The organism is Niveispirillum cyanobacteriorum, from assembly GCF_002868735.1.
In the GTDB taxonomy this organism is placed as follows: domain Bacteria; phylum Pseudomonadota; class Alphaproteobacteria; order Azospirillales; family Azospirillaceae; genus Niveispirillum; species Niveispirillum cyanobacteriorum.
In genome coordinates, this window is the sequence record NZ_CP025611.1 from 1,025,889 (window position 1) to 1,039,532 (window position 13,644).

General features: G+C 58.1%; 12 protein-coding genes. 1 reads left to right on the forward strand and 11 read right to left on the reverse strand.

The features are described 5' to 3' along the window. The 5 genes from C0V82_RS04570 to C0V82_RS04590 all read right to left on the reverse strand — a co-directional run bounded on the left by C0V82_RS04570 (position 1) and on the right by C0V82_RS04590 (position 4,042). Positions 1–807 carry an inositol monophosphatase family protein gene (locus tag C0V82_RS04570; protein WP_102111302.1) on the reverse strand — a complete coding sequence of 269 codons (807 nt, stop codon included), beginning with the start codon at positions 805–807 and terminating at the stop codon, positions 1–3. Then, positions 804–2,123: a GTPase HflX gene (gene hflX, locus C0V82_RS04575; RefSeq protein WP_102111303.1), complete on the reverse strand. Its 1,320-nt coding sequence runs from the start codon at positions 2,121–2,123 to the stop codon at positions 804–806. The genes C0V82_RS04570 and hflX overlap by 4 nt, the downstream gene beginning before the upstream one ends. Position 2,124: 1 nt before the next feature. Continuing rightward, positions 2,125–2,376: an RNA chaperone Hfq gene (hfq, locus tag C0V82_RS04580; protein ID WP_054167448.1), complete on the reverse strand. Its 252-nt coding sequence runs from the start codon at positions 2,374–2,376 to the stop codon at positions 2,125–2,127. 86 nt (positions 2,377–2,462) lie between these two features. Then, positions 2,463–3,176 (reverse strand): HAD family hydrolase, encoded by a 714-nt coding sequence (locus tag C0V82_RS04585; RefSeq protein ID WP_102111304.1) that lies wholly within the window; start codon positions 3,174–3,176, stop codon positions 2,463–2,465. Continuing rightward, complete coding sequence (locus C0V82_RS04590; protein WP_102113243.1) at positions 3,173–4,042, reverse strand: D-amino-acid transaminase; 870 nt, start codon at positions 4,040–4,042, stop codon at positions 3,173–3,175. Before C0V82_RS04590 ends, C0V82_RS04585 begins: the two co-directional genes overlap by 4 nt. A 139-nt stretch (positions 4,043–4,181) precedes the next feature. On the opposite strand from C0V82_RS04590, the gene C0V82_RS04595 reads away from it, so the two are divergent. Further along, on the forward strand, positions 4,182–4,709 hold the full coding sequence (locus C0V82_RS04595) for an RBBP9/YdeN family alpha/beta hydrolase (protein ID WP_102111305.1): 528 nt from the start codon (positions 4,182–4,184) through the stop codon (positions 4,707–4,709). On the opposite strand, the gene C0V82_RS04600 is transcribed toward C0V82_RS04595, so the two are convergent. From C0V82_RS04600 to C0V82_RS26740, 6 genes are all read right to left on the reverse strand, one after another. Beyond that, positions 4,631–5,575, reverse strand: a complete 945-nt coding sequence (locus tag C0V82_RS04600) for an acyl-CoA desaturase (protein ID WP_199772470.1) — start codon at positions 5,573–5,575, stop codon at positions 4,631–4,633. The two genes, C0V82_RS04595 and C0V82_RS04600, sit on opposite strands and share 79 nt — an antisense overlap. Before the next feature lie 115 nt (positions 5,576–5,690). Next, positions 5,691–6,014, reverse strand: a complete 324-nt coding sequence (locus C0V82_RS04605; protein ID WP_102111307.1) for a metalloregulator ArsR/SmtB family transcription factor — start codon at positions 6,012–6,014, stop codon at positions 5,691–5,693. 101 nt (positions 6,015–6,115) lie between these two features. Beyond that, positions 6,116–7,492 (reverse strand): Trk system potassium transporter TrkA, encoded by a 1,377-nt coding sequence (gene trkA, locus C0V82_RS04610; RefSeq protein ID WP_102111308.1) that lies wholly within the window; start codon positions 7,490–7,492, stop codon positions 6,116–6,118. 55 nt (positions 7,493–7,547) lie between these two features. After that, positions 7,548–8,951 carry a nitrogen assimilation response regulator NtrX gene (gene ntrX, locus C0V82_RS04615; RefSeq protein ID WP_102111309.1) on the reverse strand — a complete coding sequence of 468 codons (1,404 nt, stop codon included), beginning with the start codon at positions 8,949–8,951 and terminating at the stop codon, positions 7,548–7,550. A gap of 6 nt (positions 8,952–8,957) precedes the next feature. Continuing rightward, positions 8,958–11,246 (reverse strand): sensor histidine kinase NtrY-like, encoded by a 2,289-nt coding sequence (locus tag C0V82_RS04620; protein WP_102111310.1) that lies wholly within the window; start codon positions 11,244–11,246, stop codon positions 8,958–8,960. Between the two features lie 189 nt (positions 11,247–11,435). Further along, entirely contained in the window at positions 11,436–13,502 is a 2,067-nt protein-coding gene (locus C0V82_RS26740) for a hypothetical protein (protein WP_158659730.1), read from the reverse strand. Between the last annotated feature and the right edge of the window lie 142 nt (positions 13,503–13,644).

Sequence of the window (13,644 nt, forward strand, 5' to 3'; positions counted from 1 at the left end):
CTATTCCGGAAACACCAACCCGTGGATCGCGTCCCAGGTCGGTTGATCGGCGGCCAGCAGGATGCCGCCGGTCACGTCGCCGGGATTGTATGGCTTGCGGTCCCATTTGGCGACATAGCCACCCGCCTCTGCATAGGCCAAGGCGCCAGCGGCGTGGTCCCACGGCATGGTGCGGTTATAAAGCGCGAACTGGCCCTTGGCCGTCAGCAGGTTAAGATATTCGTGCGCGGCACAGAACAGGCGATAGGTTGAGGCGAAATGCGGGCGCAACGCCTCAATCCGCTTCTTCTCCTCCGGCGGGAAGAACTTGGTGGATAGCGAGCCGCGCAGGCTGGGCACCGGACCGCCCGCCAGCGCCCGCAAGCGCTCCCCACCCATCCAGGCGCCCTGCCCGGCCTCGGCCATCACCATTCGGTCACCCATGGGATCATAGATCCAGCCGCCGACGGTGCGTCCGCCGACTGACAAGGCCAGCAACACGCCGAATACCGGATGGCCTTTGGCGAAATTGCTGGTCCCATCCACGGGGTCGATGATCCAGACGGGATCATCGCCGGCTGTGATGCGGGATAGGACGGCGTGATCGGCGGCGCAGGCCTCTTCTCCCACGACCAGCGATCCCGGCAGCAGATCGGCCAAGCAGGCGGTCAAGGCCCGCTCTGCCGCCTCATCCGCCACGGTCACCAGATCGCCCGGCCCCTTTTCCCTTATGTCTTCCTTCGACAGGCTGCGGAAGCGGGGGACGATTTCGGTGGCCGCCACGTCACGGATGATGGCGGCAACCTTGTCGGGATCGGGAAGTTTCATGATGCCAGCGCCTGTTCACGCGCACGATAGGGGAAGCGGTCCTGGAACCGGGCCAGATCGGCGGGGTCAAGACCGACACGCAGGCGTGCACATGTCTCATCATCCTGACGGTCCAGCACCTCGCCCTTGCCATAGAGCCAGGCGATGGCGGCCCCATCGCTAACGTCGATGTCGAACTCCACCACTTCGCGCCCCGCCACCATGCGGCGGTCGATGGCATCGAACAGCGTGTCCAGACCAGCGCCGGTCAGGGCGGAAATGGCGATGCCGCCATTGCGCCGCGCCTGACGCAGCAGGGTCTGCTGATCCTCCTCGGACAGGCGATCCAGCTTGTTCAGAACCTCCATCACCCGTTCGTCCGTATCGACCTCAATGCCCAGGCCCTTCAGGACGGACTCGACGTCCGCCTTCTGCGCCTCTGTATCAGGGTGCGACAAGTCGCGGACATGCAGGATGATATCGGCGGCCATCACCTCTTCCAGGGTAGCGCGGAACGCCTCCACCAGGCCATGCGGCAGGTCAGAAATGAAGCCCACCGTGTCGGACAGGATGATCTTACGGTTTGACGGCAGCATGATCGACCGCATGGTCGGGTCTAGCGTCGCGAACAGCAGATCCTTGGCGAAGACATCCGCCCCGGCCATGCGGTTAAACAGGGTCGACTTGCCGGCATTGGTGTAGCCCACCAGCGCCACCACCGGATAAGGCACCTTTTCGCGCGCCTTGCGGTGCAGGCCACGGGTGCGGCGCACCTCCTCTAACTCGCCTTTCAGCTTCACGATCCGGTCGCTGATCAGTCGGCGATCCATTTCGATCTGGCTTTCGCCGGGACCACCCAGGAAGCCGAAGCCGCCGCGCTGGCGTTCCAGATGGGTCCAGGAACGGACAAGGCGAGAACGCTGATAGGTCAGGGCTGCCAGTTCCACCTGCAACTGACCTTCACGCGTGCGGGCGCGTTTCCCGAAAATCTCCAGGATCAGGCCAGTACGGTCGATGACCTTGGCTTTCCAGTCGCGCTCCAGGTTGCGCTGCTGAATAGGGGTCAGCGACTGGTCAACGATGACCAGACCGATCTCTGCCTCCTTGATCAGCGTAGCCACCTCCTCCACCGCACCGGTGCCCAGCAGGGTGGCCGGGCGTGGGCGGGTAACGCGGATGGCGCGGGCGTAGGCGACCTCAAGTTCGATGGCGGCGGCGAGCCCCACCGCCTCGTCCAGACGGGATTCGGGGCCGCGGGCGTCGTTCCGGTCCTCGGGCAGGACCGGATGCAGGACGAGGGCGCGGGTGGGTGACCCGCGCCCCTCGTGATTACTCAACTCAGTCGTGGTCGGTCTCCTTGGCCGGCGGATCGAACAGTTGGATCGGATGCGCCGGCATCACGGTCGAGATGGCGTGCTTATAGACCAGCTGCGAATGGGCGTCACGGCGCAGCAGCACGGAGAAATTGTCGAACCAGGTGATGATGCCCTGCAGCTTGACACCATTGACCAGGAACACGGTCACCGGGGTCTTGCTCTTGCGGACATGGTTCAGGAAAACGTCCTGCACGTTTTGAGATTTTTCTGACATTGGAGCAGCCTCGCTTATGCTCGGGTTATTGGGGCACCCATCCGACGGGGGCCCAAGTTTGCACAGGATATCCGACAATCGCCCTTTCAGCCAACAGTGCGGACATCCGTCGATATGGTAGCAGCAATCCGCTTAACCAAGGATGAAATCGCCGCACACCCCTCAAGACTTATGGCTGGGGGAAAACGGTTCAACCCGTCGCCCACATGCGGCGTATCGCCCACCAGGACGGGCGTCAGGCCGGTCCGGTGCGCAATCTCCATATCGACATCGGCATCGCCCACGAACCAGATGTCAGGACCGGGTTCGAACCCCATGGGCTTCAGCGCCATGTGAACGGGGGCCGGGTCCGGCTTGTCCGCCGCCGCGTCGGTCGCGCCGACCAGCGCGTCAAAAAGGGGCGCCCAGCCCAACATCTCGGCTTCGGCCCGCAGAAACCGGCCCGTCTTGTTGGAGACGACGCCCAGCCGGATACCCATGCCATGCAGGGTGCGCAACATGTCCTCAGCACCGGCCAGCACATCAGTGTGGGTCAGGTGGTTCGCCTCAAAATGCGCGTAGAAAATATCGCGAGCGCGCGGCCATTCGTCCCCGAAAATCTCTGGGAAACTGTCGCGAAGTGATTTGCGGATACGCCCGTAACTTTCCTCCAGCGTCCATTCCGGCTTGTCGAACGCACGCAGGGCAGCATTCACGGAGGCATGAACGCAGCGCCAGTTGCTGATCAGCGTATTGTCCCAGTCAAACAGGATCGCACGGGGCAGACGGTCAAAGGGCGGGGACAGGGAATCGATGGTCACTTGGCACTCACAGGGTCAGTGGAACCGATATGGTCCATATAGGCCTGACGCAGACGCAGGCAGAGCGGGCCAGGCCGGCCATCGCCGATGGTCTTGCCGTCAATACGAGTGACCGGCAGGGCGAAGGTGCTGGCGCTGGAAATGAAGGCCTCGCGCGCAGTGTAGGCCTCCGCAACGCTGAACGCCCGTTCCTCGAACCGGATGCCCAGGTCACGGGCGCAGTCCAGGATGGACAGGCGGGTGATGCCGTTCAGGATCTCATTGCTGGGCTGGCGCGTCACCAGAATGCCGTCGCCGGTGACGATCCAGGCGTTGGACGAACAGCCCTCCGTCACGAACCCATTGTCATCCACCATCCAGCCCTCGAACGCGCCGGCTTCCGCCGCCTTCTGCTTACCCAGCACCTGCGGCAGCAGGCTGGTCGATTTGATATCGCGACGCAGCCAGCGGATATCGGGCATGGTGATGACGGCGACACCATTTTCCAGGGTCGATGCCGGTTGAAACGCCGTGCGGCGGCAGGTCAGGACCAGGGTCGGGGCCGGGTTCTTCGGGAACTTGAAATCACGCGGGGCGGCACCGCGCGTGATCTGAATATAAAGCAGGGCATGGCGGGCGCGGTTGCGGCGGACCATCTCGCCCATGATGAAGCGCAAGGTCGCGGGCTTCACCGGCCAGGGAATCGACAATTCCTTCAATGACCGCGACAACCGCGTCAGGTGCCCGTCGGCATCCGCCGGCTTGCCATCAACAATGGTCACCACCTCATAGACGCCATCAGCGAACTGGAATCCGCGATCCTCGACATGGACGGCGGCGTCGCCGTGCAGCAGATAGCGACCATTGACATAGGCGATACGGGGCATGGGGCGGGGTCCATCGGTAAAGCTACCCCAGATGTCGCGCGTCCGGCCCCGCATGGTCAAGGGGCGGATTGCCATTGTGGCACTTGTACTTGGGGTGCGGGTCAGTTCTGCTAATATCCGGATGTGAAAGGGGGACAACATGCGCGGGCTGGCCATCATTCCCGGGATCGGCAATTCCGGTGAGGCGCATTGGCAGACGCACTGGGAAAACAGCGTGCCTGGGACGCGCCGCCTGTCGGTCACGGACTGGAACCACCCCGATCTGGACGATTGGATTGCCGGGCTGGACCGGCTGGTGGCCGGGTTCGAGGGAACACCCCTTCTGGTGGCACACAGCCTCGGCTGCCTGCTTGTGGCCCATTGGGCGGGTCGGGCACCCGTTTCCGGCGCACTGCTGGTCGCAGCGCCCGACGCTAACGGACCGGCTTTCCCCGCGGAAGCTGCCGTTTTTGGACCAGTCCCCCGCCGCCCCCTGCCCTTTCCCGCCATCATCGTAGCCAGCAGCAATGATCCCTATGGCAGTATCGATCATGCTACGGAGCTTGCTACTGCCTGGGGGGCCGAACTGATCCTGGCCGGTGCCGCTGGTCACATCAACGGCGCCAGCGGGCTGGGCGAGTGGCCTTGGGGTTTTAAAGTGCTGCAAAGGTTGCAGCGGAAGGCCTGAACACGCGCTGCCAAACCCCGCCATACGCAGCCCAGTCGCCGCGCAACGGGGCAGCCCGGTGGGTTGGTCCGCGCCAGCCGCCGCAAGGTAGCACGATGGGGCATGCTGTCCGGCGTCACGATGTTCCAGGCCAGCCCCAGCCGCTCAAACCCAAGAATCAACCACCAGCCTAGGTCAACCTCCCCCTCATGCAGGCCCAGCCGCGCGGAGCCGGGATAGGCGTGATGATTGTTGTGCCAGCTTTCACCCATGCTGATCAGGCCAGCAACGCGGACATTATAGCCCTGGACCGAGGCGCCATCGATCAGGAAGCTCTGATCCCCGTCGCGGTGCGCATAATGGCCGACCAGCCAATGGCCCGTGACACAGACGGCCACGCGGGCACAGACGCCCCACACAACCCAGGGCAGCCCACCAATCATGAAGAACAGCAGGGCCCATGGCAGTTGCTGCGCCATCCATGTGCGCTCAATCCAGGCATAGACCCTGTCGCCGGCCAACCGTCGTTCCAATTGAAAGCTGGGCGGATGATCCAGATCTAACACGCAATGCAGTTGCTGCCAGCCATCGCGCCAGAACCCGGCGCGATGCGCGAAATAGGGGTGGCAGTCAGGCTGGCGCTGCGCCCAATCCCGCATGTCATGAATGCGGATCATACCTATGGGGCCTGCCATGCCGACCAAAACGCCGAGATAGACGCACAGATATTCCAGCCAAAGAGGGCATTGGAAGCTACCGTGGATCAGCCGCCGATGCATGCCGACAGAATGGCCAAAGCATAAGGTGACGGCGGAGGTGAACAGGAACAGCGCAAAAGCGCCCCATGTGAAGAACGGCCCACCCAGCAGCAGGGCCGCCAGGGTCATCGACCCGATCCAGAGGGATTTGCCCGGCGACCAACGGACCCTACCCAGGCAAGGATTGCTGCCCGGTTGCGCGATCATTCTTTCCGAACCGGCCACCAGTCGCATCGAGAGCACCCTACTCTTTGGGTTCCGTCCGCCGTATCCGCGCAATATCAGCGCTCTCACGCTTTAACGGCAGGGAAACAGGGCAGATATTCTGTACAAAGCCATTCAAGGTGTTGACCAGATTCTCCCGCACCAGCGCATAATGGACGAACTGCCCACGTTTCTCGCTCTGCACCAGGCCAGCATTTTCCAGTATGGCCAAATGCTTTGAGATGGCGGGCTTGCTCATCTCAAAACGCGCCGCGATCTCTCCGGCGGTCAGGTCGGTCTCCGCCAGGTAAGCCAGTATCTTGCGCCGTGCGGTGGAGGCCAGTGCCTCGAAAATCTTGTCCATAGGTGTTTCATATTTAACTTATTAGCTAATTAATCACTCGAAAATCTGCCGGCGTCAACGGCCGATTTCGGCCAGCCGATCACAGCCAATTGTTCTTTGAATCAGAAAAACTCCAGCCGCACGGCGAACATCTTCTCCACCTTCTTCACCTGCCCCACTTCGGCCAGGATGATGACCCGGTCGTTGGGTTTGATCACGGTGGAGGGGCGCGGGATGATCACCTTTCCGGCACGCACGATGGCACCGACGATAATGCCGGCGGGCAGGCGAATATCCTTCAGGGGCGTGTTGATCAGGGTGGAGGTTTCAAGCGCCTCCGCCTCGATCACCTCGGCAAAATTCTCTCGCAGGGAATGCACGGCCTTGATGCGGCCCCGGCGCACATGCTGAAGGATCGATGAGACGGTGATCGACCGGGGGCTGACCACAGCGTCGATGCCAAGGGGCAGGACCAGCGGCTGATAGGTTGTCTTGTTAATCAGGGTGATGGCGCGTTTGCAGCCATGACGCTTGGCCAAAAGGCTGGCCAGGATATTGCCTTCATCGCTGTTGGAGACGGCAACCACCGTCTCCGACGCGCCGACATTGGCCTCCTCCAGGATGGCCGGGTCCAGGGCGTCGCCATGCAGGACCATGGTGCGCTTCAGTTTCTGCGCCACATGGGTAGCGCGGCGGCGGTCCACCTCAATGATGCGGGCCGAAACGGAGGGCTGGTTCTGTTCAATCTCTTCGGCCAGACACAGGCCGATATTGCCGCCACCGACAATGATGACGCGACGCGCTTGGCGCTCCTCATGCCCGAAGGCAGCCATGGCGCGGGTAACGTGGTTTGTATCGGCAACGAAATAAACCTCGTCGCCGGGCAGCATCTGATCATTGCCGCCGGGGATGAACTGCTGGTCACCCCGGATGATGGCCACCACCTCGATGGCGAGATCGGGGAACAGGCCCGTCAACTGCCGCAGGGGCGTGTTGATGATGGGGCAATTATCGGTGCAGACGACGCCGATCACCTTCACCAGCCCATCAGCCAGGGGGATCATGTCGAACGCACCGGGCACCTGCAGCCGCCGCGACACGGCGCGCGCCACCTCGATCTCAGGCGAAATGATGACGTCGATGGGCAGATGCTCGCGGGAAAACAGGTCCCGCCAGATCGGCTGCAAATAGGATTGGTGGCGCACGCGTGCGATCTTCGTGGGCACGTTGAACAGGCTAGCCGCCACCTGACAGGCGACCATGTTCACCTCGTCCGCCAGTGTCACGGCGATCAGCATGTCAGCATCCGCCGCCCCCGCCGCCTCCAGGACATTGGGGTGGGAGGCGAAGCCCACCATGGCCTGGACGTCCAGCGTGTCGCTGATCTTCTGGATCAGTTCCGGCGACTGGTCGATGACAGTGACGTGGTTGCCCTCTGACGCCAGATATCTGGCGATATTGGACCCGACCTGACCTGCGCCGCAGACGATGACTTTCATGAAGGGTACCCTGTCAGGAATTGACGGGAAAGGAAGCGAAGCAATCGACCACCCCTCACTCCACCAGCTTCAACCCGTTCTTGTCAGACCCATGCACGCCCAGTGATTTCAGCTTGCGGTGCAAGGCGGAGCGCTCCATGCCGACAAAGCTCGCCGTGCGGGAGATGTTGCCGCCGAAGCGGGTGACCTGGGCCAGAAGATATTCGCGCTCGAACACCTCACGCGCCTCGCGGAGCGGCAGGCCCATGATCTCCCCGCCCTTTTCCCATTTCAGCACCGTCGGCGTGATGGCCCCGATCTCGGGCGGCAGCATGTCGGCACGGATCGCCTCTGACGGGTCGCCAGCCACCATGATCAGCAGCCATTCGACCGTATTGCGCAGCTGACGCACATTGCCGGGCCAGTCATAGGCCTGCAACGCCGCCATCGCATCCTCCCCGAACACCCGCAGCGGCAGGCCCGCCGTCTCTGCGGTCCGCTGCATGAAATGCCGGGCCAGCAGGGGGATATCCTCCCGCCGTTCGCGCAAGGGCGGCATTTTCAGCGGCACGACGGACAGGCGATAGAACAGGTCCTGGCGGAAGCGGCCAATCTCGATCTCTGCGGTCAAATCGCGGTTGGTGGACGCGATGACACGAACATCCACCTCTACCCGCGATGTGCCCCCTACCCGCTCAAATGTCTGTTCCTGCAACACGCGGACGATCTTGCCCTGGGTTTCCAGGGGCATGTCGGCCACCTCGTCCAGGAACAGGGTGCCGCCATGGGCCTGCTCAAAGGTGCCGACCTTGCGGCCCCCGCCCTCGAACCCATGTTCGGTGCCGAACAGCTCCACCTCCAGCCGGTCCGGCCGCATGGTGGCACAGTTCAGCGCCACGAACGGTCCATCATTGCGACGCGACTTGGCGTGCAGCATGCGGGCCACCACCTCCTTGCCGCTGCCCGGCGGGCCGGAGATCAGGACGCGGGACCCCGTGGGGGCTACTTTCTCTACCGAATGGCGCAACTGGTTCACGGGCAGCGACCGGCCGATCAGGTCGAAATCGGCTCCCACCTTCACCCGCAGCTCGCGGTTCTCGCGCCGCAGGCGGGCCGCCTCGATGGCGCGTTCGACCAGCAGCAGCAGGCGGTCGGCCTTGAACGGCTTTTCGATGAAATCATAGGCCCCGTTCTTGATGGCCGCGACCGCCGTTTCGATATTGCCATGGCCGGAGATCATGACAACCGGCACATCCGGATGGTCGCGCTTCAGCTCAGCCAGAACCTGCAACCCGTCCAACCGGCTGCCCTGCAACCAGATATCCTGGATAACCAGACTGGGCCGGCGGGCGGCGACGGCGGCCAGCGCCTGGTCCGCATCCGCCGCCTCCCGCGTCTTCATGCCTTCATCCTCCAGGATGCCGGCGATCAGCATGCGGATATCGGCCTCGTCATCGACGATCAGAATGTCGTGCGCCATGTCTTCTCAACCCCTCCGCGCGTCGGCGGTGTTCATATCCGGCGTGACCGTGGCCGTGGGTGCGATGTTGCGTGGCAGGACCAGTGTGACACGGGCGCCACCGCCCGGCCGATCCTCCAGCAATATCGAACCGCCATGGTCTTCCATGATCTTCTTCACAATGGCGAGGCCAAGGCCTGTGCCCTTGGCCCGCGTGGTGACGTAAGGCTCGGTCAACCGGTCCCGTTCCTCGGTGTGCGGCAGACCCTTGCCATTATCCTCAACCGCCAGCAGAACCCGTTCATCATCCACCTGGATGCGGGCCGTGATTTCACCCGGTACCTTTTCGGCACCGGCGGGTGTTTCCTCCAACCGGCCTTCAATGGCTTCGCCGGCATTTTTCAACAGATTGGTCAGCGCCTGTCCCAATTGCCGGCTGTCACAGGTGACAACCAGCGGGGCGTCCGGCATGTCGCAGGCAAACTTGATGGCGGGATAGGCGGATGCCTGCAACAGCACTGATTGCCGGGTCAAATCCTGCATGGCCGTCGGTTTCATCACCGGCTGCGGCATGCGGGCAAAGGCGGAGAATTCATCCACCATGCGCCCGATATCATCGACATGGCGCACGATCGTGTCGGTCATCGCCTTGAACGTATCGGGATCGCTGTTGATTTCCTTCAGATATTTGCGACGCAGCCGTTCCGCCGACAACTGAATGGGCGTCAGCGGGTTCTTGATCTCATGCGCGATGCGCCGCGCCACATCGGCCCAGGCCGCCTTGCGCTGTGCCGACATCAGTTCGGAGACATCGTCGAAGGTGACGACGAAGCCCTTGACCTCCCCCGCCACCATTTCGGCGGCGACGCGCACCAGCAGGGTTTTCTGCTGTCCGCCGCGCCGGATCTGCACCTGTCCCTCAACCTGCTTGCCCCCGCGACGGCGGATATTGGCGAACAGTTCGTCCAGCTCCGGCACCACCTCCAACAGGTCGCGCCCGATCAGCGACGAAGGGTCGCCCACCGACAGAAGATTGGCCGCCGACAGGTTGGGCAGGTTGATGCGGCCATTCTGGTCCAGGCCCAGCACGCCCGCCGACACGCCCGCCAGCACAGCCTCCGTAAACCGCCGCCGCAGGTCCAACTGCCGGTTCGCCTCCACCAGTTCCGACCGCTGGCTTTCCAACTGGCTGGTCATGCGGTTGAAGGCGCGGGACAGGCTGACCAGCTCATCCTCCGGCTCCAGCCCGCTATCGGGCACCCGAGCCGTCAGGTCGCCGGCGCGGATACGCTCGGCGGCGGCGATCAGGGAGGAAATCGGGGCCACCAGATATGTCGCAAAGTTCAGCCCCAGCCAGATGGCGGCCAGCAGCAGCAGCACCGCCACGCCAACAAAGATCACCGCCATGCGGGTCTGCAGCGCAAAGCGCTGCTCCTCCATATGGCGGTATTCCTGCACGGCACTCTGCGTCACATCCATATGTTCCAGCACCCGGCTTTCCACCGGGCGGCCAATGAACAGGAACCGGTCAAAATCCTGATCCAGCAGGACGATGGCATTCACGCGGTTGCCACCCTCACTGACGATCAGCACCACCTCGCCCTTGCGCGCGCGCTCCAGATCCTCGTTATGAACGGTGGTGAAATCAAAGGCGAAGCCCAGGCCGAACACGGCTGTCACCTGCCCCGTGCCGTCAAAAATCACCGCCTCCGTCACATTGCGCATCAGGGCCTGTGACTGGAAATATTGCCGGAAGCGCGGCGGGTCCCAATAGATATTGAGCGGCAGACGCGCCAGATCGTTGCGCATCACCTCGGCGTCGCGCGACAGGGTCTGCTGATGTTCCTTCAGATAGCCTTCGGCCACCGCTAGGCTTTCATCCACCACCAGCCGCACCCGGTCGGAGAACCAGCTTTGCAGGCCGACATAGAAGAACAGGGCGGAAAAGATGGCCATGATGATGGCCGGTGCGACCGCCAGGATGGAGAATACCGCCACCAGCCGCATATGCAGCCGTGACGCCGCCAGCCCCTGTCGCCGTTCCACCCACAGCGCCACAATCCGCCGCGCCACCACCGCCCCCAGCAGCAGCAGCAACACGCCATCCAGCGTCAGCAGCAGCATCAGGGTGTTCTGATCAATGGCGACGGGCAGCGTCTCCGTCAGCGCGGCGTAGGTGGCCGCCCCGGCGGCAATGGCCGCAATAATCAGCAGGATACCGGCCAAGGTGGACAAATGCCGCCCCCGCGACCAGCGCACAATGCGCCGCCACAACCCATCCGACCGGGGGGCGATGCCGGGTGCCGTTGCCGTCATGCGGGGACACCGGGGAAGTGACTGATTGCGTGTGACGATCCAGAACGGGGCAAAGCGTCTGCCTTGGGCTGTCGGAACCAGGGGGACACTGTTACCAGAAAGCTACACCGGACGCCAGCCCGCAACGTGATAAAGCTGCAACAGGGTGTGGTGGAGAGGAGGTCATCCAGCACTGAGAAATGCCAAAAATCATCTACCGAGTAACTTCATTTTTTCGGCAAGTTTCAATTCCACGTAAAAATCAAGTGTATTAAAAGTTAGGTGGCGTAAAATTTTAAAATATGACGAAAAATTCCTTGGATGACCAATAGTGTCCAATAGAATAATCAGTAAAGGAGCGCTTATAAACCAGCGTTCAAGTCTCTGCTCGATCTGAGGTAGCCCAAGTTTTTCAAGTTCAATAATTTCATTGGACATCTTTACACAAAGATCATTAATTTTATTTATTTTTTTATCAAATTCTGAATTACTATCAAGAATTATATTTGATCTAGAAAAAATATTATATATTTTTTCGACTATATTTTTATCTTGCGTACTACCGTGATCAAGCAAGGTCAAAGCGATACGATCAATTCTTCTATTTTTCCATTGAACTTTAAATCCATCACAAAATTCGATAAACCCGTTATATCTCAACACTCTCTCATGAACTGCGATTTGTGACTGCGCATGAAGCATACTTTCAGCAATATCAATTAAATTAGGAAGCACTGCTCCTGTGGTCGAAGCTTTTGTCAGTGACTTCTTTTTCGCTTCTATAAATAAAATATAGTCTTCTCCTTCAACTACGACATCACATTCACCTTCAATTTTTTTCTCATTAACAGGGTCAAACATTTTATATTTTTTTCCAAGAACAGTTGGATTATATCCACGATCAAGAAATTCTTGAAATATAAATTTTTCCAGAGCACGGGGTATAATTTTATCATCAAAACTTGGATAATCCAAATTTCGAATAGCACTTGAAGTAGCCTCAAATATAGACAAACCGACAAAGCATGCCGGCATTGAAAAATATCTATTATTTCCTATAGAAATTAGAGGTTTATCTTGCCAATTTGACTTATCACCATCACTGGGATACAAGTAACCACTGTTTACATAACTTCTGCTTTCATGAGAAAAATGTTTTCGCATACGCCTCCATGTGTTATGGTTAATATTTCCAGTTATTATATTTTTACCATTAATTATTTTTGCATCTCCGTCATTTTCAGATATAGAAATCATATTATTTGCAAACGAAATAACATCAGAAATCGTCCAGCCTAATTTTTTCTTCATCCAATCTTCATCTACATCACAAAAAATAGACGATAGCATTTTTACCACGTGCCTAGGGGACCATTGCTTAAACTTAAACAAGTGATCATACAACGATATATCATATATATATCGCGTCATTTCATGTGGAGCAGTATTCATATCTTCCAAATTAACATACGGCTCCACATCCAAAATTGAACATAATGCAGTAGACAAATTACAAATTTTTTCCCACTCTACTAAGTAATTCAATATACTATTACTGTTCTTATCAATATATTTAATTGCTAAATTAATAATATAACCAATTGGTAGAGACGGAGCCCTCGGGGCATCCAAAGGGCCATATTCACGCATAGGCGTATATCTACTACCATCAAATTTATTTTTTTCCCGAAGAACTTGTAGAATATGCCTGATAACTAATGATCCTCCAATTTTCTTTATATTTTTATCAATTTCATTTACTATCTTGAATTCTTCTCCCTCCTTAAAATGAACTTCCCTTCCCTGAATATATAGCTCATACCCCTGTGCGCGCAAAAAGCGAATTGACCGATTCACAGCAATAAACCTAATATTAGGTAATTCATCGCACCCACGAATTAAATTAATTGCACGCGCAGCAGCGATAGCCTTAAGCCATGAATCTTGCTCATCAAGAGATTTACATTTTGAAGTACGCATAGCCTCCCAAATACGATTAATTATGCTTTGATACGGTTGTCTTTGACAGCCAAATTCTTCATACCGATGAATTTCTATTCTTAAGTGACTCAAAAAATTGTCTTGCGCAGGACTTGAATTATATTTTAGTGAAGATTGTATATATTCATTTAACGTTGACCACAACCTATTTTTATCCATATATTTCCCCTCATTTAAATATGAAAAATGCAAATTTATATCATCATCATGATTTATTACCAAATTAAGGAAAGATTTATCTACAAGAGTTTTAAATTTTTTTGCGTCTACGAACATACTGTAACCTCGCGAAATATCTCATGCCAAAACTGAATTTCTTAGGATGCTTAAAGCACAATTAAGTTTGAAACGCATCTAAAAAAGTTACAGTTATTATGCCCATCATTAGTAGGGAGACTTCTTCCTAAACTAATAGTCT

What these genes read in the sequence shown, in the direction of transcription:
- C0V82_RS04570 (WP_102111302.1), bottom strand. Translation starts at nt 807, where the DNA reads ATGAAACTTCCCGATCCCGACAAGGTTGCCGCCATCATCCGTGACGTG.
- hfq (WP_054167448.1), bottom strand. Translation starts at nt 2,376, where the DNA reads ATGTCAGAAAAATCTCAAAACGTGCAGGACGTTTTCCTGAACCATGTC.
- C0V82_RS04590 (WP_102113243.1), bottom strand. Translation starts at nt 4,042, where the DNA reads ATGCCCCGTATCGCCTATGTCAATGGTCGCTATCTGCTGCACGGCGAC.
- C0V82_RS04595 (WP_102111305.1), top strand. Translation starts at nt 4,182, where the DNA reads ATGCGCGGGCTGGCCATCATTCCCGGGATCGGCAATTCCGGTGAGGCG.
- C0V82_RS04600 (WP_199772470.1), bottom strand. Translation starts at nt 5,575, where the DNA reads ATGACCCTGGCGGCCCTGCTGCTGGGTGGGCCGTTCTTCACATGGGGC.
- C0V82_RS04605 (WP_102111307.1), bottom strand. Translation starts at nt 6,014, where the DNA reads ATGGACAAGATTTTCGAGGCACTGGCCTCCACCGCACGGCGCAAGATA.
- trkA (WP_102111308.1), bottom strand. Translation starts at nt 7,492, where the DNA reads ATGAAAGTCATCGTCTGCGGCGCAGGTCAGGTCGGGTCCAATATCGCC.
- ntrX (WP_102111309.1), bottom strand. Translation starts at nt 8,951, where the DNA reads ATGGCGCACGACATTCTGATCGTCGATGACGAGGCCGATATCCGCATG.
- C0V82_RS04620 (WP_102111310.1), bottom strand. Translation starts at nt 11,246, where the DNA reads ATGACGGCAACGGCACCCGGCATCGCCCCCCGGTCGGATGGGTTGTGG.
- C0V82_RS26740 (WP_158659730.1), bottom strand. Translation starts at nt 13,502, where the DNA reads ATGTTCGTAGACGCAAAAAAATTTAAAACTCTTGTAGATAAATCTTTC.